Annotated in this window: 21 protein-coding genes; 13 read left to right on the top strand and 8 right to left on the bottom strand. The window is 70.6% G+C overall.

The window, feature by feature from the left end; translation table 11 throughout:
* The first annotated feature begins 110 nt into the window (after nt 1-110).
* Nucleotides 111-1,268, top strand: coding sequence for a 5-(carboxyamino)imidazole ribonucleotide synthase (locus DSY14_RS08375; RefSeq protein WP_211715907.1), 1,158 nt, complete (start codon nt 111-113; stop codon nt 1,266-1,268).
* 29 nt (nt 1,269-1,297) lie between these two features.
* Entirely contained in the window at nt 1,298-1,798 is a 501-nt protein-coding gene (gene purE / locus DSY14_RS08370) for a 5-(carboxyamino)imidazole ribonucleotide mutase (RefSeq protein WP_249187533.1), read from the top strand.
* 142 nt (nt 1,799-1,940) lie between these two features.
* Here purE and DSY14_RS08365 read toward each other — a convergent pair whose 3' ends face one another.
* A complete protein-coding gene (locus tag DSY14_RS08365) occupies nt 1,941-2,513 on the bottom strand; it encodes a TetR/AcrR family transcriptional regulator (RefSeq protein ID WP_211715905.1) in 573 nt (190 codons plus the stop codon).
* Nucleotides 2,514-2,583: 70 nt separating this feature from the next.
* On the opposite strand from DSY14_RS08365, the gene DSY14_RS08360 reads away from it, so the two are divergent.
* Nucleotides 2,584-4,155 (top strand): MFS transporter, encoded by a 1,572-nt coding sequence (locus tag DSY14_RS08360; protein ID WP_211715904.1) that lies wholly within the window; start codon nt 2,584-2,586, stop codon nt 4,153-4,155.
* Between the two features lie 39 nt (nt 4,156-4,194).
* On the opposite strand, the gene DSY14_RS08355 is transcribed toward DSY14_RS08360, so the two are convergent.
* From DSY14_RS08355 to DSY14_RS08340, 4 genes are all read right to left on the bottom strand, one after another.
* Entirely contained in the window at nt 4,195-4,656 is a 462-nt protein-coding gene (locus DSY14_RS08355; RefSeq protein WP_211715903.1) for a hypothetical protein, read from the bottom strand.
* 111 nt (nt 4,657-4,767) lie between these two features.
* Nucleotides 4,768-6,099, bottom strand: a complete 1,332-nt coding sequence (locus DSY14_RS08350) for a UDP-glucose/GDP-mannose dehydrogenase family protein (RefSeq protein ID WP_211715902.1) — start codon at nt 6,097-6,099, stop codon at nt 4,768-4,770.
* Nucleotides 6,100-6,363: 264 nt separating this feature from the next.
* On the bottom strand, nt 6,364-7,074 hold the full coding sequence (locus DSY14_RS08345; protein WP_211715901.1) for a YIP1 family protein: 711 nt from the start codon (nt 7,072-7,074) through the stop codon (nt 6,364-6,366).
* Between the two features lie 49 nt (nt 7,075-7,123).
* The gene (locus DSY14_RS08340; protein WP_211715900.1) at nt 7,124-8,632 is read right to left on the bottom strand and encodes an LCP family protein; all 1,509 of its coding nucleotides are present in this window, start codon (nt 8,630-8,632) and stop codon (nt 7,124-7,126) included.
* Between the two features lie 292 nt (nt 8,633-8,924).
* Between DSY14_RS08340 and DSY14_RS08335 the strand changes: the two genes are divergently transcribed.
* Together DSY14_RS08335 and DSY14_RS08330 are read left to right on the top strand one after the other, a co-directional pair.
* A complete protein-coding gene (locus DSY14_RS08335; RefSeq protein WP_211715899.1) occupies nt 8,925-9,920 on the top strand; it encodes a glycosyltransferase family 2 protein in 996 nt (331 codons plus the stop codon).
* 79 nt (nt 9,921-9,999) lie between these two features.
* Nucleotides 10,000-11,070, top strand: a complete 1,071-nt coding sequence (locus tag DSY14_RS08330) for a DUF4429 domain-containing protein (RefSeq protein ID WP_211715898.1) — start codon at nt 10,000-10,002, stop codon at nt 11,068-11,070.
* A gap of 278 nt (nt 11,071-11,348) precedes the next feature.
* Here the strand turns inward: DSY14_RS08330 and DSY14_RS08325 are convergent, their stop codons facing one another.
* Together DSY14_RS08325 and DSY14_RS08320 are read right to left on the bottom strand one after the other, a co-directional pair.
* Nucleotides 11,349-12,116: a glycerophosphodiester phosphodiesterase gene (locus DSY14_RS08325; RefSeq protein WP_211715897.1), complete on the bottom strand. Its 768-nt coding sequence runs from the start codon at nt 12,114-12,116 to the stop codon at nt 11,349-11,351.
* Nucleotides 12,113-12,883 (bottom strand): 2-C-methyl-D-erythritol 4-phosphate cytidylyltransferase, encoded by a 771-nt coding sequence (locus DSY14_RS08320; RefSeq protein WP_211715896.1) that lies wholly within the window; start codon nt 12,881-12,883, stop codon nt 12,113-12,115. Before DSY14_RS08320 ends, DSY14_RS08325 begins: the two co-directional genes overlap by 4 nt.
* Nucleotides 12,884-13,336: 453 nt before the next feature.
* Between DSY14_RS08320 and DSY14_RS08315 the strand changes: the two genes are divergently transcribed.
* The 8 genes from DSY14_RS08315 to DSY14_RS08280 all read left to right on the top strand — a co-directional run bounded on the left by DSY14_RS08315 (nt 13,337) and on the right by DSY14_RS08280 (nt 20,585).
* Nucleotides 13,337-14,185: an ABC transporter permease gene (locus DSY14_RS08315; protein ID WP_211715895.1), complete on the top strand. Its 849-nt coding sequence runs from the start codon at nt 13,337-13,339 to the stop codon at nt 14,183-14,185.
* On the top strand, nt 14,185-15,105 hold the full coding sequence (locus DSY14_RS08310; RefSeq protein WP_211715894.1) for an ABC transporter ATP-binding protein: 921 nt from the start codon (nt 14,185-14,187) through the stop codon (nt 15,103-15,105). Before DSY14_RS08315 ends, DSY14_RS08310 begins: the two co-directional genes overlap by 1 nt.
* A 193-nt stretch (nt 15,106-15,298) precedes the next feature.
* Nucleotides 15,299-16,075, top strand: coding sequence for a hypothetical protein (locus tag DSY14_RS08305; RefSeq protein ID WP_211715893.1), 777 nt, complete (start codon nt 15,299-15,301; stop codon nt 16,073-16,075).
* Between the two features lie 134 nt (nt 16,076-16,209).
* A complete protein-coding gene (locus tag DSY14_RS08300; RefSeq protein WP_211715892.1) occupies nt 16,210-16,884 on the top strand; it encodes a DUF5941 domain-containing protein in 675 nt (224 codons plus the stop codon).
* 33 nt (nt 16,885-16,917) lie between these two features.
* Nucleotides 16,918-17,649, top strand: coding sequence for a sugar phosphate nucleotidyltransferase (locus DSY14_RS08295; protein ID WP_211715891.1), 732 nt, complete (start codon nt 16,918-16,920; stop codon nt 17,647-17,649).
* A gap of 5 nt (nt 17,650-17,654) precedes the next feature.
* Nucleotides 17,655-18,704: an iron-containing alcohol dehydrogenase family protein gene (locus DSY14_RS08290; RefSeq protein WP_211715890.1), complete on the top strand. Its 1,050-nt coding sequence runs from the start codon at nt 17,655-17,657 to the stop codon at nt 18,702-18,704.
* On the top strand, nt 18,682-19,452 hold the full coding sequence (locus DSY14_RS08285) for a CDP-alcohol phosphatidyltransferase family protein (protein ID WP_211715889.1): 771 nt from the start codon (nt 18,682-18,684) through the stop codon (nt 19,450-19,452). The genes DSY14_RS08290 and DSY14_RS08285 overlap by 23 nt, the downstream gene beginning before the upstream one ends.
* A 302-nt stretch (nt 19,453-19,754) precedes the next feature.
* Entirely contained in the window at nt 19,755-20,585 is an 831-nt protein-coding gene (locus tag DSY14_RS08280; protein ID WP_211715916.1) for a glycosyltransferase family 2 protein, read from the top strand.
* Nucleotides 20,586-20,783: 198 nt separating this feature from the next.
* Here DSY14_RS08280 and DSY14_RS08275 read toward each other — a convergent pair whose 3' ends face one another.
* A complete protein-coding gene (locus tag DSY14_RS08275) occupies nt 20,784-21,221 on the bottom strand; it encodes a MarR family transcriptional regulator (protein ID WP_307851164.1) in 438 nt (145 codons plus the stop codon).
* Between the last annotated feature and the right edge of the window lie 124 nt (nt 21,222-21,345).

Below are 21,345 nucleotides of genomic sequence, written 5' to 3'. Positions count from 1 at the left end.
CGGGGACTGTGAGGAAGACCCCGGCCGCGGGTTCCGAGCCGAACGGCCAGGTTCCGCCGTGTGCGGGGCCGCCCCGCATCCGCGGTTGACGAGCATTGAGTTGAGGAACTGTGAGCGAGCGTAACCGCATCATTCCCCGCGTGGGAATGGTGGGCGGAGGCCAACTCTCCCGGATGACGCACCAGGCCGGTATCGGTCTCGGGGTGGACTTCTCGGTGCTGGCCGCGAGCCCCACCGACAGCGCGGCCCTGGTCTGCGGAGACGTCACCCTCGGTGACGACCGCGGTCTCGACGACGTCCTGGCGTTCGCCAAGGCGCACGACGTCGTCACCTTCGACCACGAACACGTGCCCGAACCGGTCCTGCGCGCCGTGGAGGAGGCCGGCGGTCTGCTGCGCCCGGGGCGTGACGCCCTGCGCTTCGCCCAGGACAAGCTGCGCATGCGCACGCGCATGGCCGAGCTGGGCGCCCCCTCGCCGCGCTGGCGGGCGGTGACCACCCTGGAGCACGTCACCGCCTTCGCCGAGGACACCGGATGGCCGGTCGTGCTCAAGGCCGCGCGCGGGGGCTACGACGGCAAGGGCGTGTGGGTCGTGGGCGGCCCGGAGGAGGCCCGCGAGGTCGTGGCGCGGGCAGCGGCGGAGGAGGTGCCGCTGCTGGTCGAGGAGAAGGTCGACTTCTCCCGCGAACTCGCCGTGCAGGTGGCCCGGTCCCCGCACGGTCAGGTCGCCGTCTACCCCGTGGTGGAGACGGTCCAGCGCGGCGGGATCTGCCACGAGGTCATCGCCCCCGCGCCCGGACTGGACGAGGAGAAGGCCACCCGGGCCCAGGAGCTCGCCATCGAGATCGCGCACGCGCTGGACGTCACCGGTGTGCTCGCGGTCGAGCTGTTCGAGACCGAGGGCGGGGTGGTCATCAACGAACTGGCCATGCGTCCGCACAACTCGGGTCACTGGAGCATCGAGGGTGCCCGCACGTCCCAGTTCGAGCAGCACCTGCGCGCCGTGCTCGACCTGCCGTTGGGATCGCCGCGCACCAACGCCCCCTACACCGTCATGGCGAACCTGCTGGGCGGCGAGGACCCCGAGGTCTACCGTCGGTACCTGCACGTCATGGCCAAGGACCCCGAGGTGAAGGTGCACTTCTACGGCAAGGACGTGCGTCCGGGCCGCAAGATCGGGCACGTCACCGTGATGGGCGACGATCACCGGGACCTGCTGGAGCGCGCCCGGGACGCCGCCGACTACCTGCGAGGAGACGACAAGTGACCGATGGTGGGCCCCTGGTGGGCATCGTGATGGGGTCGGACTCGGACTGGCCGGTGATGCGCGAGGCGGCCGAGGCCCTGCGCGAGTTCGACGTGCCGTTCGAGGCCGACGTGGTCTCGGCGCACCGTATGCCGCACGAGATGATCTCCTACGGCGCCGAGGCGGCCGGGCGTGGCCTGAAGGCCATCATCGCCGGCGCCGGTGGCGCCGCGCATCTCCCGGGCATGCTGGCGTCGGTCACCACGCTTCCGGTGATCGGTGTGCCGGTGCCGCTCAAGTACCTGGACGGGATGGACTCGCTGCTGTCCATCGTGCAGATGCCCGCGGGGGTGCCGGTCGCGACGGTGGCGGTGGGCGCGGCCCGCAACGCCGGTCTGCTGGCGGTGCGTCAGTTGGCGGCGCACGACCCTCGCCTCGCCGAGCGGATGACCCGTTTCCAGGAGGAGCTCAAGTCCCAGGCGTACGCCAAGGGCGAGCGGTTGCGTCGTGAGGTCGCCGAGGGCGGGAAACCCGCCGGGTTCGGCCGCTAGGTCGCGATCGTTCGGGGCCTCGGCCGCGCTGCGTCGCCGCACCGCCGGTGCACCGCTGACGAGGGGCCCGGTCCACCGAACACGCGACCCCCGTCCGTGGTCCCGCCGCCCCTGGGGTGGCGGGACCACGGCGTGTCCGGGGTCAGTCCTTCGGGGGCAGGAGCGCGCGGAGCCCCTCCACCGCCTGGTCCACGGTGGGCAGGGCGTCGGGCGCCACCAGGTGCTGGAGCACGTAGCCGCCGACGAGGTTGTAGACCATGGAACCCAGGCCCGCGACGGTGGCCTCGTCGACCTCGTCGAGGGGGACGCCGAGGATCAGGGCGCTGAGCTCCCGCCGACTGCCGATGATCCCCTCCGCCAGGGTGGCGCGCAGCCCGTCGTCGAACTGCGCGTGCGCGAACGCCTGCACGCTCGCCACCATGAGGTCCCGGTGTTCGGGGAGGGTGGCGAACAGTGCGGTGAGCAGTCGCCGGGTCCGGTTCTCCGCGGTCGTGGCCCCGGCCTGCTCGATGGCGGCCGCCAGAGTGTCGCCCCATTCGCCGGTGGCCTCGACCAGGGCGGCGTTCATCAGGTTGTCCTTCGACCCGAAGTGGTAGCCGATGGAGGCGAGGTGGGCGCCGGAGGCGGCGGCGATGTCCCGCGCCGTGGTCTTGTTGTAGCCCTTCTCGACCAGGCACGTCTTGGCGCCGGCCAGGAGGTCCTCGCGTTGACTCATGGGCCCATCCTATAGCGCTTTGACGGACGTACATATTGACAGTTGATTTTGACGTACGTACGATAAAGCCATGCGTACACCACCCTCCGGCCGCGCCACCGTCCGCACCTGGGGCGGGCTGGTCGTCCTTCTGGTCCCCGCACTGTTGGTCGCCATGGACCTGTCCGTGCTCTTCGTCGCGGCGCCCGCCATCGCGCTCGACCTGGAGCCCACCGCCACCCAGTGGCTGTGGATGATGGACGTCTACGGTTTCGTGCTGGCCGGCCTCCTGGTCACCATGGGCTCCCTCGGTGACCGTCTGGGCCGTCGTCGGCTGCTGCTCGCGGGGGCCCTGCTCTTCGGAACCGCCTCCGCGCTGCTCGCCTTCGCCCCCTCCAGTGAGCTGTTCATCGCCGGCCGGGTCCTGCTCGGGGTGGCCGGCGCCACCCTGGCACCCTCCACGCTCTCGCTGATCCGCGGGATGTTCACCGACCCCCGGCAGCGGGCCGCGGCCGTGGGCGCCTGGACCGTCGCGTTCACGGGTGGGGCCGTCGCCGGGCCCATCCTCGGCGGCCTGCTGTTGGAGTTCTTCCCCTGGGGAACGGTGTTCCTCATCAACCTGCCCCTCATGGCCCTGCTGCTCCTGACCGCACCCTTCCTGGTTCCGGAGTCACGCGATCCGCGGGGCGCCGGGTTCGACCTGCCCGGGGCGGGGGCGTCCCTGGTGGCCGTCCTCGGTCTGGTCTACGCCGCCAAACGCGTCGTGGAGTACGGCGTCGAGCCCCAGGGGATGGTCGCCCTGGTGCTCGGCGGCCTCTTCCTCGGGCTGTTCGTGGTCCGCCAGCGCCGTGCCGCCCACCCGCTCATCGACCTCTCGTTGTTCGCCCGTCCGGCCTTCAGTACCGCCGTCGGCGGCAACGCCGCGGTGTCCTTCGCCGCCGCCGGGATGGGACTGCTGACCTTCACGTTCCTCCAGAGCGTGCACGGACTCAGCCCGCTGTTCGCCGCGCTGTGGGCGATGCCCACCTTCGCCACCACGGCTCTCGGCGCCGCGGCGGGAAGCCTGCTCGCGCCACGGGTGCGACCCGCTCCGCTCATGGCGACCGGACTGGCCGTGGCGGCGTTCGGGTTCGTTCTCATCGCCCTGGTGGAGCCGGCGACCCCGGTGCCGATGTTCATCGGCGCCTACGGGCTGATCAGCCTCGGGGCGGGGATGGTGGGCACCCTGGCCAACACCCTCATCCTGGCCACCGCGCCGCCCGAGCGTGCCGGAGCCGCCGCCGGAGTGTCCGAGACCAGTGCCGAGTTCGGCGGCGCCCTGAGCATCGCCGTCCTCGGCACGATCGCGACCGGGATCTACCGCTCACGGATGGAGGGGGTCGACGGACCGGCGGGGGAGACCGTCACCGGTGCCGTGGCCGCCGCCCCCGACCTGCCGGTGGAGGAGGGCGTGGCCCTGTTGGACGCGGCCTTCCTCGCCTACACGGACGGTCTCAACATCGCTGCCCTCGCCGCCGCGGCGGTGCTCGCCTCCCTGATGGTCGCGGCGCTGGTCACCCTGCGCCGGTTGCCCTCCGGAGTCGCCGCCCCCGACCCGCACGAGGCCGACCCAGGGGAGGACACCGCCGCGACCCGGGTCGCGGTCCCGGGTGACGGGGCCTGAGGAGACCGACGCGGGGAGGAGACCGGACACGCCGTTCCGTCAGACGGAGTACGGGGCGATCGGACCCCACTGCGGGGTGGCCGGCACGACCACCCCGTGGTGGCCGTCGACCCGTCGCGCCCCGCCCGGCGGGGCGTGCTCGGCGCGCGGCGCCCCCGCCGAGGCCCCGAAGCCCCAGGGGAGTGGGCCGAAGCGGTCCCGCATCCACCCCTCGGGCAGCCTCCGCAGATCCCGGGTCGAGCGCCCGTCGGCCGCCGCGAAACCCTCGTGCCCCGCGTGGTGCCGACTCCGGTCGTCGACCCCGTGGCCGGGGAAGGCGACCGGAGAGGGGGCCCCGGGGCCGTCGTCGGTCACCGGCGTGCCCAGCGCTCCGCCGGTGGACGGCGCAGTCGGCGGTGGGGGCGTGGTCTCCCCGGCGAGGACGGGAGAGGCGCTCAGCAGCAGGGCCAGACCTGTGGTGGCCGCCGCACGATCGAGGAACATCGGACTCCGTTCGGACATGAGTCACGCATGGTCTCATGAAAAACACGGAGAGTAGTAAGCCGTGGCGGGGGCCCGCACACGACACGACGGCCGCCCCCGGGCAGGGAGCGGCCGTCGTTCGGGTGTGCGCTACTGACGACCCAGGGCGCGGTAGGTCCACCCCGAAGCGCGCCAGTACGTCGGGTCCAGCGCGTTGCGGCCGTCGACGATCCGCTTCTGCGCCACGACCGCGGACAGCTCCTCGGGGTTGGCCTCACGGAACTCGGCCCACTCGGTCAGCAGCAGGACCACGTCCGCGTCGCGGGCGGCCTCCAGCATCGAGTCGGCGTAGTTGAGCTGCGGGTGGGCCTCACGCGCCCGCTCCAGCGCCTGCGGGTCGTACACGGTCACCCGCGCGCCCAGCGAGGCGATGGTCGAGGCCACGTCCAGCGCGGGCGAGTCACGGATGTCGTCGGAGTTGGGCTTGAACGCCGCACCCAGGACCGTGACGGTGCGTCCGGCGAAGTTGCCGCCGATCAGCTGGCGGGCGATGTCGATCGTGCGCGCCCGACGGCGCTGGTTGATCGCGTCCACCTCGCGCAGGAACGACAGCGCGGGCTCCACGCCCAGCTCGTCGGCGCGGGCCATGAAGGCACGGATGTCCTTGGGCAGGCAACCGCCGCCGAACCCCAGGCCGGGCCCGAGGAACTTGCCGCCGATCCGGTCGTCGTAGGACAGCGCCTCGGCGAGCTGGATGACGTCGGCGCCGGCCACCTCGGACACCTCCGCCATCGCGTTGATGAAGGAGATCTTCGTGGCCAGGAACGCGTTGGCCGACACCTTGACCAGCTCCGCGGTCTGCAGGTCGGTGACCAGGAACGGGGTGCCCTCGTTCACCGGCTGCTGCCAGAGCGCGCGCACGGCCTTCTCGACCCGGGGGGAGTCGGTGCCGATCACGATGCGGTTGGGGCGCAGGGTGTCCTCCACCCCGAAACCCTCGCGCAGGAACTCCGGGCTCCAACCGAGCTCGGCCTCCTCGCCCACCGGGGCCAGGGCCGCGAGACGGGCGGCGAGGGTGGCGGCGGTGCCCACCGGCACGGTGGAACGGCCCACGACCACGGTCGGTCGGGTCAGGTGCGGGGCGAGGTGGTCCACCGCCGAGTTCACGTAGCTCAGGTCGGCGGCGCCGGACTCGTCGCGCTGGGGGGTGCCGACGCAGATCAGGTGCAGGTCGGCGAAGCCCGCCGCCTCGGCGAAGCTCGTGGTGAAGCTCAGCCGTCCCGACCGCAGGTTGGCCTCGAGCAGCTCGTCCAGGCCCGGTTCGTAGAAGGGGACCCGACCGGAGCGGAGCAAGTCGATCTTGGCCTCGTCGACGTCGAGGCCCAGGACCTCGAATCCCATCTCGGCCAGGCAGGCGGCCGTGGTGGCGCCGAGGTAGCCGGTCCCGATGACGGAGACCCGCATACGTTCCGCTTCGACCACTGGTGTTCCTTCCTTGCTTCCGCGCACGCCTCGTACCGAATGTTCCCGTTCATGGCGGGCGGCATCCCGCACGGGGGCGGATCGCGGACATGGGTTCGGCCGACGTGTGATGCCGGGATGGGGCATCACACTACGGGGCAGGGTGTGGCGCGGGATCCAACAACACGTGAACAGTCAGGCGCACACATTACCGGTGGGTGTTCGGGCCCGGACACGAGGGGACCGATGACGGCGACACGGTGTCGGGACGGGTGTGGACCGGGGTCAGCGGCCCCGTTCGTCGTAGGCCCGGGTGTGGCCGGGCTCGTCGTCCACCGGGGTCCAGACCGCGCCGCCCTCCCCGCGATGGAACGGTGTCGTGGTCTTGTTCGGATCGTCATACTCACGCCTCGGGGAGGAGGGCGGCGGAACCTCCGGGATGGTGTCGCCCACCGGGCCACCGTCGTTCCACGGCCGTGCGACCGGTTCTCCGGGCCCCTGCTCGGCCATCGGAGGCGGCTCCTCGGCCGGTGCCGAGCGGTACCCGTCGCGGTCCACGCTCGCGACCACCCGACCGCGCGGGAGCGGTCCGAGGTCCTCGGCCGCCCGCCACCGAGCGGGCAGCGTCGCCGACCCCAGGAGCAGCACACCCAAGGGCAGCGCCACCCCGAGTCCGTTGCCGTCCGGGTACAGGAAGCTCTCCTCGTTCAGTGCGCTCAGCCCGACGGCGAGCGATTCCGGTGCGAGGATCGGCCACAGGCACAGGGCGGCCAGAAGGAGCCCGGCGGCGCCGGCGACCAGGGGTGAACGGCGAGAGGCGACCAGGTAGGCGCCCACGGCGCCCACCAGACACAGCACCACCACCGAGGACACCGAGGCGACGTCGACCTCACCCTGGGTCGCCCGCGGGAACTCCTCGGCCGACCAGGCGATCCCGACCCACAGGACGGGGGCCAGTGCGACTCCGGCGAGTAGTCCGACCAGGTGGCGGAGCACGTCTTCCCCTCCCCGAGGGGCCGTTCCCGACCCCTCTCTCCTCACAAGGCTATGCGCAGATGTTCTCTTGGGCGGTCGTGGTGGCCGGCCCGTCCGACGCCGCCGGATCCTCCGGTTCCTCCGTCGGTGCCTCCTCCACCGACGCGGGCGGGTTGAACGTGGTGTGGTTGAAGCCGATCACCACCTGGATACCGCCCTCCAGGGTCCGGTCCTCGACCGTCTCCGAACCCGGCAGCATCTCCGCCATGTAGGCGGCCCGTTCCTCGTCCTGCGGGCCGTACCGCACCTCGGTGCGGGCCAGACTCCGGTCGGTCCAGTTCTCCGCCTCGTCGGTGACGTCGAACCCGGCCTCAGTGAACCGGTTGTCCATCTGGGCGCCCAGACCGGGGGTGGCGGTGCCGTTGAACACGCGCACCCGGACGTCGTGCGGAGTGAGCTCGGCGTCCTCCTCCTCGTCCGCGGCCTCGGGCTCGGGCTCGGTGAGCGGCCGGTCGGCGTTGATGGAGGCGAACATCTCCCGCGCCATGGGCTCGTCCCACAGCAGGGCCACGTCCCCACGCGGCGTCCAGTGCTCCATGTCCGCGATCGGGACCTGGGCGAAGGTGATGTTGCCCGGGTCCACGTCGCGCATCTGGTAGGCGAGGTCGTTGATGGTGCTGGTGTCGAGCCCGTCGTCCACGGTCACCGAGGAGAGGGCGCTGTCCAGGAACGCGGTGAGCCGGCCCGGGTCGGAGAGCGTCCGGCTGCTCAGCGCCTTGTCGAACATGGCCGACAGCACCTGCTGCTGACGGTCGATCCGGTCCAGGTCGCCCCGGGCGGTGGCCCGGGTGCGGGCGAACGCGAGCGCCTCGGCCCCGTCCACCTCGTGGGTGCCGGCCTCCATCTGCAGGTGCGCCTTCGGGTCGTCGATGGCCTCGGGCAGGCACACCTCGATCCCCTCCAGCGCGTCCACCACGTCCACGAAGCCGTTGAAGTTCACCTCGACGTAGTGGTCGATCCGCACGCCGGTCGTGGACTCCACGGTCTGCACCGCGAGCTGCGGGCCGCCGTAGGCGTAGGCCGCGTTGACCTTGTCCTCGCCCTCGCCCGGGATGTCCACCCAGAGGTCACGGGGGATGCCCACCACGGTGAGGTGGTCGCGCTCGTGGTTGAGGCGCACCAGCATGATCGTGTCGGAACGCTGCCCGGCGGTGGAACCCACGCTGAGCGCGTTCTGGTCCTCGGTGCTCATCTCGCCGCGGCTGTCGGAGCCGATGACGAGAAAGGTGAGGCCGCCGGTCTCCTCGGGGCGGTCGTCGTCGGACAGACCGCTGAACACGTCGAACCGGTTGATCGAACCCGACATCCACCCCGTGATCGCCCAGGAGGTGCCCGAGGCCAACAGGACCAGCACCGACAGAACGCTCATCATCAGCAGGCCGTTGCGGCGGCGCCGGATCGAGGCCCGCGGCACGGTGATCCGGCCGCTGCGCTGTGACCGGTCGGGTGGCACGGGTGAGGAGCGTTCACGACGGAACTCCCCCGCTGGTCCGTGCCGTCCGGCGCCGTCGTCGCTCATCGACATCCCCGTCCCAACCGTTCCACGGTGTCCTCGTCACCTAGGTTGTCACCCGATCGGCCGAAGGGCGCGAGATGTCAACCCTCGGCGTGTTGTTCTCCCCTTTGCGTGGGACGCGTCGAACAGCGGAAGTGTTCGCCACGACCCGTACGTCTCGGAACCTTCTGCCCCACAGAACGCGGTTCCACACCCGTGTGACACGGATGAGCGGTGGGCCCGCGTGCAGTACGGTTGAGCCCGCGTACACCCTTGGTGCGCAGTTCCGACACGTCTTGAATCCTGGGAAGTGCCCGTGTCCTGGCCGCCTGTCTCCGTCGTCATGCCCGTTCTGAACGAAGAACGCCACCTCGCCGCCGCGGTGGAACACGTCCTCGCCCAGGAGTATCCGGGCGAGTTGGAGGTCGTGCTGGGCGTCGGTCCCTCCGGCGACCGCACGCGTGAGGTCGCCGACGGTCTCGCCGCGGCCGACCCCCGGGTCAAGGTGGTGGACAACCCCACCGGGAAGACGCCCGCCGGCCTCAACGCGGCCATCGGCGCGGCCTCGCACGGCATCATCGCCCGTATCGACGGCCACGCGATGATGCCCTCCGACTACCTGCGGGTGGCCGTGGAGACCCTCGACGAGACCGGCGCGGATAACGTCGGCGGCATCATGGCCGCCGAGGGCACCACCCCCTGGGAGCGGGCCGTGGCCGCCGCCATGACCTCCAAGGTCGGGGTCGGTAACGCGCGCTTCCACACCGGTGGCGAGGGCGGTCCCGCCGACACCGTCTACCTCGGTGTGTTCCGCCGCTCCGCCCTGGAGCGCGTCGGCGGGTACGACGAGGCCTTCCTGCGGGCGCAGGACTGGGAGATGAACCACCGCATCCGCACGACCGGCGGCACGGTCTGGTTCCAGCCGCGCATGCGCGTCTCCTACCGGCCGCGGCGCAACGTCTCCCTGCTGGCCAAGCAGTACTTCCACTACGGCCGGTGGCGGCGTGTGGTCGCCCGACAGCACAAGGGCACCATCAACCTGCGCTACCTGGCCCCGCCGGTGGCGGTGGCCGGGATCGTCGCCGGACTCGTCGGCGGTTTCCTGTTCTGGCCGCTGTGGCTGGTCCCCGCCGCCTACCTGGCCGCGATCACCGCCGCGTCGGTGCCGCTCACCCGTGGATTGGGAGCCGCGGCCTGGCCGCTCATCCCGGTCGCGCTCGCCACCATGCACATGTCCTGGGGCGTCGGCTTCATCACCAGCCCGCCCGGGCTGGGCGCCGACTCGCGCACCGCCCAGAGCGCCCGCTCCTGACCCGAAGGCCAGGGAAACGGTCTCCCATCGCGGCTCCGGTTCTGCTAGCAAGAAGGGTAGGAGAGCCGGAAAGGGAGCCATGGACGAATTGCGCGGGGATCAGGCCGTATGGGTGTTCGACAGTGAGACCGTTCGCATCCGCTTCGAGACCAAGGGTTGGTTCAAGAGTCCGCTGTTCAAGCTCCTGGGCTCCCTGGAGTTGCCGGTCGGGGCCGTCCAGGAGGTGGATTTCCTTCCCGGCGTCGGCCACAAGAACGGCTGGGTCCTCAACCTGCGCCTGCGGGAACGCATGGATCCCTTCGCGGCCGTCGGCTCGATGCTCGACGACAAGTACCAGCCGTTCCGCCTGACCGGCCCCGCCAAGAGCGAACTGGTCGCCGAGTACCTGGCCGACCAGTTGCGCTTCGCCGCGGGGCGCGCGGAGGCGCCCGACCCGCGCAGTGTGATCGACCTGGTCCCCTCCCCGCCTCTGCACGTGCTCACCTCCGAGGGCACGGCCCGCTTCGAGTCGGACCGCCTGTCCCTCGTGTGGTCCGGCGGATACGCCAGCGGCTACAAGAAGAAGAAACAGCGCCGTGAGTTCGACCTCGCCGAGATCACCGGCCTGGAGTGGGCGCCCGTCGACGACTGGGGCTGGGGCTTCGTCCGCGTGGTGGGGCGGGGGCGTCCCGTGGACGCAAAGCCGAAGAACGACCTGAACGTGCTGCGCGCGGGGGAGGAGGGCAACGAGATCCACCAGGCCTTCCTGCTCGCCGCCACCGTCACCGCCCACATCTGGGCGCGGGAGAGCGCGGCCGGGCGGGCGTTCGGGCCCGCGGGCGCTGGGCTCTCGGCTATCGCCCTCGACGACCCCGAGTGGTGGAAGCGGACCGCCCGGGGCGCGGTCGAGGCACTGAGCGGCCGACGTGTCGCCCTCGGAACGTCCGCGGACGGTGGGGGCGCGGAGGTGCCCGTCGAGGCCGGAGACGGCGGATACGAGGCCCTGGAGGCCCCCGCGGAGGAACCGGCGGCCGTTCCGGAGTCCGCGCGGCCGGCCGACACGACCTGGATCTTCGAGCAGATCGAACGCCTCGGTGGGCTGCACGCCAAGGGGCTGCTCACCGACGAGGAGTTCAGCACCAAGAAGGCGGAACTCCTGGACCGGATCTAGGCGCGTCTCCTTTTCTCGGGACTTCCGCTGTTGTGCTCGCTCCGGCCCCTGTTCGGGCGCCTCAAGGCGAGGCGGGAACCCTCGGGCCCCGGCGTGAGGGATCGTTCCTCGCGATCCCACCCACGGCACCTCCCTGGGTTTTCGGCAAACACGGTCCGACGGCGCCCGAACGCACACCCCCCTGACCCGGGGAGCCGTGCGCACACGGGACACCCATGCGGTGTGGGGCCTCACAGGGGGATCGGCGTGCAGGCGTGAGAGCCGTACGGCGGTCGGGCTCAGCCGGCGCGGGTCCCCTTGAGCGCCGTCACCACGCCGGGCACGTCGTCCACCACCACCGCGTCCATCCCCGCCGCCGCGAACCGCGCCGCGTCCACCGGGTCCGGGCACCAGGACAGGATCTCCAGGCCGGCACGGTGCGCGGACTCCACCGTGTACTCCAAGGAACGTCGCCCGGGGCGGGGCTCCTCGTCGGCGAGCCCCAGGGCGCGGGCGTCCACCGCCACGATCGGGCAGCCCAGACCGACGGCGCCGGGGATCGCGGAGTCCGCCGGGTTGCGCACGTACGGCATCCACGCCGTCGGCGCCCCCGGCGCCCCCTCCCGCACGGTCAGGAGCAGCCCCGGGTCGAAGGAGCACACGAACACCCGGCGGCGCTCGGCCTCGCGGCGCAGGTGCGGAAGGAGCAGCGACACGGTCCGTCGTGCCGGTGCGTCCACCGCGTCCTCCATCACCGTCTTGACGTCCACGTCCAGACCGATGTGGTCCGGGAGGACGGAGAGTCCCTCCTCCAGCGTCGCCAGCCCGGCCTCGCGACACTCCGCCAGCGGCAGGTCGACGATGGCGCGTCCGTCGTCGAGGGCGGCGTTGTGGTAGAGGACCAGAGCGTCGTCGCGTGTGCGCCGCACGTCGATCTCGATCCAGTCCGCGCCGGTCCGGGCCGCCAGGTCGAACGAGGCCAGGGTGTTCTCCCGCGCGCCGTCCACCACGCCGCGCCCCGCGCCCCGATGGCCGATCACCTCGGTGGCCTCGAAGATCCCGCTCACGGTGCCACCCCCGGCACCAGACGCTCCGCCGGCGCCGCGTGCGCGCGCATCCGCCGCAGCAACGTCTCGGCGACCTCCACGTCACCCGGGTTGGTCACCTTGATGTTGGTCTCCTCGCCCGGCACGATCCGCACCTCTTCCTCGGGCAGGTACCGCAGCACCACCCCGCAGTCGTCGGTGGCCACCAGATCCGGGTCGGCCATGGCCAGGTCGTAGGCGCGACGCACCACGCCGAGCCGGAAGCCCTGCGGGGTCTGCATCCGGCGCAGCGTCGACCGGTCCGGGGTCTCCGCGATCACCTCACCCCCGGTGCGGCCCTCGGCCACGCGCACGACGGTGTCCCCGCTCGGCACCGCCACCCCCACCGCTCCCGCCTCGCCGAGGGCGGAGACGCACGCCGCGACGGTCGCAGGACGCACCAGGGGACGGGCGGCGTCGTGCAGCAACGCCAGGTCGGTGTCGGCCGCGGCGGACATCGCCGACAGCGCCGCCCGGGACGTGTCGGTCCGCGTCGCGCCGCCCGGCAGCACCCTCGACACCTTGGTGAACCCGGCGTCGGCGACCAGGTCCTCGACCCGACCGACGTACTCGGCCACCATCAACACGACGACCTCGTCCACCTCCGGACTGGCCTCGAACGCCGCGATGGCGTGTTCGATGAGGGGACGACCGGCCAACGGCAGGAGCTGCTTGGGGGCGGGCGCGCCCATGCGCGCGCCGACCCCACCGGCCAGCACCGCCGCGATCACCCGTGGACCTGCGGACATGCTTCCTCCGTGTTCACCCTCTGCGTCGCCCGACCCTCGATGGACGCCCGCGGTGCGGTCCCACCGGCCGCTCGGACCCCGAGGGGCGGGGTGGGCCGCGGGGCTCTCACGGCCCGGCGGCGTCCCCGGCGAGAGCGCGTCCTGTGGTGGGATATCGATGCCAGACCCTAGCCGACGCGGCACGGTCCGGGACGGATGCGCGTGGAACGGCACGTGGTTGGCACGGTCTGTCCGATGCAGCGGTAACCTATGGACGCCTGTTGAGCGTGACCGGTCCCTCCCTCCCATCGATTCGGACGTGGAGCCGGGCGTGGTCCGTGACATCCCCCGACCTTCCGGACAGCCCCCCGTTCCGGTTCGGGTGTGGGCGGGACCGTGTCGAAGGTCCGGTGCGCGCAGGCGAGTTCATGGACGCGACAGTCCGGCACTTCGTGAACCGGACGATCTCAAACCTTGGAGGTGGCGGTGGCGTCAAGGACGCTGGCCGTCTGGGAGCACCGGAAGGTCGTCGGCCTCCTGGTCCGGCGCGACCTGAAGGTCAAGTACCAGCAGTCCGTGCTGGGATACGCCTGGACGATGTTGGAACCCCTCGCCCTGACGTTGGTGTACTTCTTCGTCTTCGGCATGGTCCTCAACGCGGATCGGGGTATCCCCGAGGAGGCCAAGCCCTACGGTGGCTACATCCTCTTCCTCGTCGCGGGCATCCTGCCCTGGACCACCTTCGGTGCCATCCTCAGTGAGGCGCCGCGCGCGATGATCACGCACTCGAAACTCATCACCACCATGAAGGTGCCCCGGGAGATCTTCCCGATGGCCACGGTGGGCACCAAGTTCGTCGAGTACCTGCTGACCTGGCCGGTCCTGCTGATCTTCGTCTTCGCGATGGGCGGGCGGTTCACCTGGGAGGGCATGCTCGTCTGGCTGCCGCTGGCCATCATCCTGACCTTCGTGTTCGGACTGGGTGTGACCCTGTTCCTCGCCTCGGTCAACGTGTTGCTCCGTGACGTGGAACGCCTGACGCGTATCCTGACCCGACTCCTGTTCTACGGATCGGCGATCCTGTTCCCGGCCGCGTTGGTGCTCAACGCGGACGGCGTGCCCGGGTGGGCGAAGACGATCTACGAGCTCAACCCGCTGATGGGTATCTTCCAGATGCACCGCACGGTATGGTTCGCCGGATTCGAGGAACTCACGCCGAGTGCCCTCGCGTTGACCTCTGCGGTGGTCGGTTCGATTCTTATGCTGATCATCGGATACTGGACGTTCCGCCGTCTGGAGATGTCAGTTCTGAAGGAGTTGTGATGGCGTCCACCTATCAGGCCGCGGTCTCCGGCGGCCCGGTCATCGAGGCGAAGAACCTCGGTGTGAAGTTCGCGGTGAACCGCCGACGCAAGCGCAGCCTGCGTGAGATGTTCATCCACGGCAACAAGCGCGACCCCAACGCCGAGGGGAACGACTTCTGGCCCCTGCGCGACGTCTCCTTCGAGATCGCCAAGGGCGACTGCGTCGGCATCGTCGGCAAGAACGGCACCGGTAAGTCCACGCTGCTCAAGATGATCGCCGGTGTGCTCCTCCCGGACGAGGGCAAGGTGAGCGTGCACGGCAAGGTGGCGCCGCTGCTGGAGCTGCGGGCCGGCTTCAACGACAACCTGACCGGACGCGAGAACGTGTACCTGGTCGGCTCGTTGCACGGCATGACCGAGCAGCAGATCGACGAGCGCTTCGACGAGATCGTCGACTTCGCCGAGATCAAGCCGAAGTTCGTCGACACGCCGGTCCGGCACTACTCCAGCGGCATGAAGGTGCGCCTGGGCTTCGCCCTCATCTCGCAGCTGGAGCACCCGATCATGCTGGTCGACGAGGTGCTCGCGGTGGGGGACAAGGCCTTCAAGCGCAAGTGCTACGAGGCCATCGACCGGATGCTCGCCAACGAGCGCACCATGGTCCTGGTCTCGCACAACGAGAAGGACCTGCGCCGCTTCTGCAACCGCGGTCTGTACATCAAGGGCGGCGAGCTCGCCCTGGACACCGACATCGACTCCGCCCTGGCCGCCTACAACGACGACACCAAGGTGGAGATCGAGGAGCGCAAGAAGAAGGACGCGGCCAAGAAGAAGCGCGCGGAGGAGGCGGCAGGCACGGTCCAGGCGGAGGAGAACGCCACCGGGCCCGAGGCCGAGACTCCTAAGGACGACGGTAAGGACGGTGGCCAGGCCGCCTGACCCTAGCCGTTCGCATCGCGGGAAGAGCGCACCACGGAACGTTCCGGAGGTGCGCTCTTTCGTGTCCGGGCCTGTCCGAAACGCCGCTCTGAGGGCCGAAGGGGCGTATCGAGGCCCTTGAGCGTGTCGGTGATGGATTGCGCACAGAGCGTGGGCGACGGTGACTCTCAGTTGAAACCGGGAGGGCATGACCATGGCCGTCGCAAGTGTGGCGCGGGCGACCGCGCGACTCCTCGAACGCAGGTACGTCACCCGTTCGGGGGTCACCCGCATCGGCGGCGTCCTCGCGGTCGTCGCGGCCGTCTGGTTCAGTCGGGCCGACCTGACGGGGGCCGTCGCCGGATCGGTGTTCCTCGGGTCGGTGCTGTTCTGCGACGCGGTCCGGTCCCGGATGCGGGCCCATCGCCGGGACGCCCTCACCCTGTGGGTCGTGTCCATGGCCGCCCGACTGCGGGAGTACGCGGTCTACGTCGGTCTCGCCTTCGGTGCGGCCGCGGCCGGATACGCCAGCGCCTGGGGCTGGGCGGCGGGCGCCCTGATCGCTCTGGCCCTCCGTGACGCGCTCCTGGTGGCGCGCGCGGCGCCCCCCGCGCGGTCGGAGGTGCGTCCCCTCGCCCTTCCCGGCCAGGTGCGCCCTGGGGGCCTCCGAGGGCCCGGGGTGCCGCGCCCCAGAGAGGAGGCGGGGGCGGGTGGAGCGGAGGCGGCCCGGGCCGCGGAGTCCGCCCGGGTGGCCGCGGCGGCGCGGGCGGCCGGGATCGTGGAGACCCACGAGTTCGGGAACGCCCCCCGTTCGCTGCCGGTGCTCACCCGTCGGATCATGGCCTTCGAACAGCCCACCCGTTTCCTGGTCATCGCCGTGGCGACCGTGGCGTGGGACGCCCGGATCGCCTTCGTCAGCCTCATCGTCGGCTGCGCCGTGGCGATCACCGGCGAACTCGTCGACCCCACCTCGAACGGAGCGGACCGGTGAACGGGGCGGCCAGGGGTGAGGACGCGCCGGAGGAACGGGAACCGGGCGAACGGTGGTGGGGCGCGTGGGAATCGCCTGGCACCGGCCCCACGGACGCCGGGGATGTCCGGGAAAGCGATCGTCTCGACCCGGTCATGCCCGACCTGCGATTTCTTCGTGATGACGGTCACATGGGCAGGCTTCTGGGCAGAGTGGCCCCCGGTGTCGCACCACCACTGATCACCGCCGTGGCCGGCGCCATCATCGTGGCGGTCCTGCTCGTGGCGGACCAGGGACGGCTGACAGGCATTACCCTGTTCGCACCGGTCGCTGCCCTGCTACTGTCCGGTCTTGCCTCCGGCCACCCCCATAATGGGCGGTTCGACCGGCTCGTGCCGCCGGTCCTGCGCGCCACCGAGTACGGCTACCTGGCGGTTCTGGGGCTGGCGTCCGGTGTACCGGGTCCCCTGGTGTTCGTACTCTTGATGGCGGTCGTCTGTCACCATCGCGACGACGTCGCGCGACCCGCGGTCGGAATGCGCCGACCGTCCCGGGTCCGCGACGCGGCGCTCGGATGGGACGGCAGGATGCTCGTCATCGCGGCCGGGGGCGCGCTGTCCGCCCTCACCCCCGCCTACGGCATACTCGCCGGATACCTGGTGGTCCTGCAGGTACGGGAGGCCACGCGCACCTGGTGCGCCACCCCGGTCGCCGAAGTGCGCACCGGCTCCGCCGACACCCCCGGCGGAGATGAGCAGTGGGGGGATCGCCCGATCTCCCCCGATGCAGACGGGGGCCGAACGGCCACCGGAACGAACGGGGAGGCATGAGAGCCTCCTCGACCTAAGGAGGAACTCGCCCTCATGCTCGGAATGGTTCTCGCCGCAGGAGCGGGGCGTCGCCTTCGCCCCTACACCGACACGCTGCCCAAGGCCCTGGTGCCCGTCGACGGTGAGACGACCATCATGGACATCTCACTGCGCAACCTGGCCGCGGCCGGCCTCGAGAACGTCGTCGTCGTGGTCGGTTACCGGGCCGAGGCCGTCGAGGAGCGCAAGGAAGCCCTCGAGGAGCGCCACGGCGTCAAGATCACCCTCAGCTACAACGACAAGGCCGAGGAGTGGAACAACGCCTACTCCCTGTGGACCGCGCGTGAGTTCTTCTCCGAGGGCGTCCTCCTGGTCAACGGCGACACCGTGCACCCGGTGAGCGTCGAGGAAACGCTACTCGCCGCCAGGGGTCCGGAACTCCTCCTCGCGGTGGACAACGTGAAAAACCTCGCCGACGAGGAGATGAAGGTGACCCTCGACGAGGCCGGTCACCTCCAGAACATCACCAAGCTGATGGACCCCGCCACCGCCGCGGGCGAGTACATCGGCGCCACCCTCATCGAGGGCGGTCTCGCCTCCCGTCTGGCCGACGCCCTGAAGGCCACCTGGGAGCGCGACCCCCAGCTGTACTACGAGGACGGTTACCAGGAGCTGGTCCGCCGCGGCGAGAAGATCGCCGTCGCCCCCATCGGCGATGTGGACTGGGTCGAGGTCGACAACCACGACGACCTGGCCAAGGCGAGGGAGATCGCGTGCCGCTACTAGCCCGAATGCTCCCGTCCCCCCTGGCGATCGACGTGCGCCGTGGGGCCATCGCCTCGCTCGGCACCGTGCTCGCCGACCGGCGCATCGCCACCGAGGGACGCATCGCCGTCGCGGTGGGCCCGGGCCAGGGGGCGCAGATCGCCGCCGATCTCGACCTGCCCCAGTGCGAGGTCTTCCAGGTCGAGGAGGGCACCGTCGACGCGGCGACCGACCTCGGCAAGAAGCTGCGCTCGGGCGCCTACGAGGCCGTCGCGGGTATCGGTGGTGGCAAGACCATCGACGTCACCAAGTTCGCCGCGACCATGGCGGGCATCCCGATGGTGGCCGTGGCCACGAACCTGGCGCACGACGGCATCGCCTCCCCGGTCAGCTCCCTGGAGCACGAGGGCGGCAAGCCGTCCATCGGGGTGACCATGCCGATCGCCGTGGTCATCGACGTCGACTACGTCCAGGCGGCCCCCGCGCACCTGGTCCGTTCCGGTATCGGTGACGTGGTCAGCAACATCTCCGCCATCGAGGACTGGGAACTCGCCGGGAAGATGAACGACGAGCCGGTCGACGGCATGGCGGTCACCTTCGCCCGCGTGGCGGCCGAGGCGGTCCTGCACCGTCCCGACTCCATCGAGTCCGACGGGTTCCTCAAGGTCCTGGCCGAGGGTCTGGTGCTGTCCGGTATGGCCATGTCGGTCGCCGGTTCCAGCCGACCGGCCAGTGGCGCCTGCCACGAGATCCTGCACGCGGTGACACAGCTCTACCCGGGCACCAGCAACCACGGTGAGCTCGCCGGTCTGGGGGCGCTCTTCGCCTCCTACCTGCGGGTACGGCACCTGGACTGGCCGCAGTCACGGCTGGAGGAGATCCGGTCCTGCCTGCTCCGTCACAAGCTGCCGATCGTGCCCTCCGACGTCGGTCTCGACGAGGCCGCGTTCGTGCGGGCCGTGGCCCACGCCCCGGGCACCCGCCCGGGCAGGTTCACGATCCTGGAACACCTGAACCTCTCCGAGGACGAGATCGGGCGGAGTGTCGCGGACTATGTCGAAGCCGTCGGTCGCTGAGGTCCGCGCGGGCGGCCAGCCCGCGGGGATCAAGGAGCGGGTGAACGAGGAGCACTGGGCGGGGCGTCTCTACATGAGGGACATCTCCCCGTACCTGACCACGTTCTTCGTGCGCCTGCGCGTACCGCCGAACCCCATCACCTACCTGATGATGGTGTTCGGGGTGCTCGCCGGCGTCGTCGTCGCCTTCGGCGGTCTGTGGTCGGCGATCCTGGCCGCCGTGCTCGTGCAGATCTATCTCCTGCTGGACTGCTCCGACGGTGAGGTGGCCCGCTACACGGGGCGGACCAGTGTGGCGGGGATCTACCTCGACCGCATCGGTCACTACGTCTCCGAGGTCGCGCTCCTCGTCGGTCTGGGCATCCGTGCCCAGGGGGAGTTCGCGTCGGGCGGCTGGGTCATCCTCGGGATGACGGCCGCGCTCGGTGTCGTGCTCATCAAGGCCGAGACCGACAACGTGGTGGTGGCTCGGGCCAAGGCCGGCCTTCCGGAGAAGATCACCGAGGAGGCCATGCGGCCGAAGTCGTCCGGCCTGAGCCTGGCCCGACGGTTGGCCTCCGCCCTCAAGGTCCACCGCCTGATCCAGGCCGTGGAGCTGTCCCTGATCGTGGTGGTGGCCGCCGTGGCCGACCTCTTCCTCGGCGACCTCGTGGCCACCCGGTTCCTGCTCGTGGCGTGCGCCGCCGTGGCGGTGCTGATGAGCTTCGCCCACTTCGTGAGCGTGCTCGCCTCCCGGCGTCTGGAGTAGGGCGTCGACGACGTCATCACGGAGCCGCGGTCGATACCCCGCCCGCGGCTCCGTACACTTCGCTTTTATTCATTCGTTAGTCTGTTTCTGCGAACGTTGACAGGTGTCCACCTGTCAGCCGCACGTCGTCCACTGAACGGTCCGCAACCATGGCCACACCCGTGTTCCCACCCGCACAGGACCCCGGTGGTCCCGCCGACCCCGTCGACTCAGGTGTGTCCAGGGTCCGCAAACCCGGAGTACAGGAACGGAGCGGTTCCCAGGTGCCCGGAAAACCCACCCTCTCCTGCGTCCTGCTGACGATGGGCACCCGACCGGCCGAGCTGCGTCGCGCCATCACCAGTGTGTTCGAGCAGGAAGGCGCCGACGTCGAGGTCGTCGTGGTGAGCAACGGGGCCGAACTCCCCGAGCTGCCCGAGGGCGTCGTCACGGTGAACCTGCCGGAGAACGTGGGCATCCCGGAGGGGCGCAACCACGGAGTCAAGGCCACCCAGGGCGACGTGGTCCTGTTCCTGGACGACGACGGTTGGTACCGGTCCATGGATCTGGCCCGACACGTGCGCGACCGGTTCGCCGCCGAACCGACCCTGGGCGCGCTGTCGTTCCGTATCGCCGACCCGGACGGCGGCCCCGACCAGCGCCGGCACGTGCCCCGGCTGCGGGTGGGCGACTCCCGTGAGTCCAGTGTCGTCACCACGTTCCTGGGCGGGGCGTGCGCCATCCGACGTACCGCCTTCGACGAGGGCGGTGGTCTTCCGGGCGACTTCTTCTACGCCCACGAGGAGACCGACCTGGCCTGGCGGATCATGGACGCCGGCTACAGCATCGAGTACGACGCCGACGCCGTGATGTACCATCCGGCGGTCGCGCCGACCCGGCACGAGAACTTCTACCGGCTCAACGCCCGCAACCGGGTGTGGTTGGCCCGGCGCAATCTTCCGTGGCCCCTGGCCGTCACCTACCTGGGCACCTGGGTGGGTCTGACGGTGCTGCGCGAGCGGGACAAGAGCGCTCTGAAGTCCTGGTTCGAGGGGTTCCGCGAGGGCTGGCGTGAGGACGCCGGCCGGCGGACGCCGATCAGCTGGAGGACAGCGTGGCGAATGACACGTGCGGGCCGGCCGCCGATCATCTGAGCCGGTCCATCCGCGTCGACGAGGGGCGCGCGCCATCGGGCGCGCGCCCCTCGCGTGTGCCGGGTGGGGGAGCGTCACGCCGGTGGGGACTTTTCGGACCGGGTGCCGGTCGGTTCCAGGTCTGCCACAGAAACTGTTGCTTCTTGACAATAGTTAATGTTGTGGGCATTGTTTCGGGTGGGACGGGCTCCCAGAGGCTCACGCCGTACGGAAACCCGGCCGGTCCACCTGCTCGGTGCCGCTGTCCATACGGCCCGCCGCCTCCTGGAAGGCGGTGAGCCCTTCCAGCAACATCGCTCGCTTCCTCGGGGGCATGCGCGCGATCACCGAATGGAGCTCCGCCTCCCGCCGGGCGCGGAGGTCACGGAGATAGGACCGCCCACTCTCGGTCAACCAGATCCTCAGCTCGCGACGGCTGCTGGGGCTGGGGGTCCGATGAACGAAACCGACCGCCTGCAGGCGGTCGCACAACCTGCTGACGGATGGAGGAGTGGACCCGAGTCGATCGGTGACGGTGCGCAGGTTGACACCGTCCTCCTCCTCGAGGATGAACAGGACCTTCAGTTGGGAAGGCGAGACCGGCGAGGTCGCGACCTCGCGTCCCCGACCCCACAGCACCTCGATCAGTTCGGTCACCGCAGAAGCCGCCCGCGCGGCGTCCTGTGCCTGTTCCTGCGATTCAGCACTCACTTTCCAGTCTCACCACATCACGGTTGTGAGTCGAACCCGTGCCAAGGTCGGCGGCCGGGTATCTCCAAGA

It is taken from the genome of Nocardiopsis sp. MG754419 (assembly GCF_018207095.1).
Classification (GTDB): Bacteria; Actinomycetota; Actinomycetes; order Streptosporangiales; family Streptosporangiaceae; genus Nocardiopsis.
The sequence above is the reverse complement of the archived record's forward strand: the minus strand, read 5'-3'. Positions and strand labels throughout refer to the sequence as shown.

Coding starts and splice junctions, on each gene's coding strand:
- purE (WP_249187533.1), top strand. CDS start 1,298: ATGGGGTCGGACTCGGACTGGCCGGTGATGCGCGAGGCGGCCGAGGCC.
- DSY14_RS08365 (WP_211715905.1), bottom strand. CDS start 2,513: ATGAGTCAACGCGAGGACCTCCTGGCCGGCGCCAAGACGTGCCTGGTC.
- DSY14_RS08360 (WP_211715904.1), top strand. CDS start 2,584: ATGCGTACACCACCCTCCGGCCGCGCCACCGTCCGCACCTGGGGCGGG.
- DSY14_RS08355 (WP_211715903.1), bottom strand. CDS start 4,656: ATGTCCGAACGGAGTCCGATGTTCCTCGATCGTGCGGCGGCCACCACA.
- DSY14_RS08340 (WP_211715900.1), bottom strand. CDS start 8,632: ATGAGCGACGACGGCGCCGGACGGCACGGACCAGCGGGGGAGTTCCGT.
- DSY14_RS08330 (WP_211715898.1), top strand. CDS start 10,000: ATGGACGAATTGCGCGGGGATCAGGCCGTATGGGTGTTCGACAGTGAG.
- DSY14_RS08320 (WP_211715896.1), bottom strand. CDS start 12,883: ATGTCCGCAGGTCCACGGGTGATCGCGGCGGTGCTGGCCGGTGGGGTC.
- DSY14_RS08310 (WP_211715894.1), top strand. CDS start 14,185: ATGGCGTCCACCTATCAGGCCGCGGTCTCCGGCGGCCCGGTCATCGAG.
- DSY14_RS08305 (WP_211715893.1), top strand. CDS start 15,299: ATGGCCGTCGCAAGTGTGGCGCGGGCGACCGCGCGACTCCTCGAACGC.
- DSY14_RS08300 (WP_211715892.1), top strand. CDS start 16,210: ATGCCCGACCTGCGATTTCTTCGTGATGACGGTCACATGGGCAGGCTT.
- DSY14_RS08295 (WP_211715891.1), top strand. CDS start 16,918: ATGCTCGGAATGGTTCTCGCCGCAGGAGCGGGGCGTCGCCTTCGCCCC.
- DSY14_RS08290 (WP_211715890.1), top strand. CDS start 17,655: ATGCTCCCGTCCCCCCTGGCGATCGACGTGCGCCGTGGGGCCATCGCC.
- DSY14_RS08285 (WP_211715889.1), top strand. CDS start 18,682: ATGTCGAAGCCGTCGGTCGCTGAGGTCCGCGCGGGCGGCCAGCCCGCG.
- DSY14_RS08280 (WP_211715916.1), top strand. CDS start 19,755: ATGGGCACCCGACCGGCCGAGCTGCGTCGCGCCATCACCAGTGTGTTC.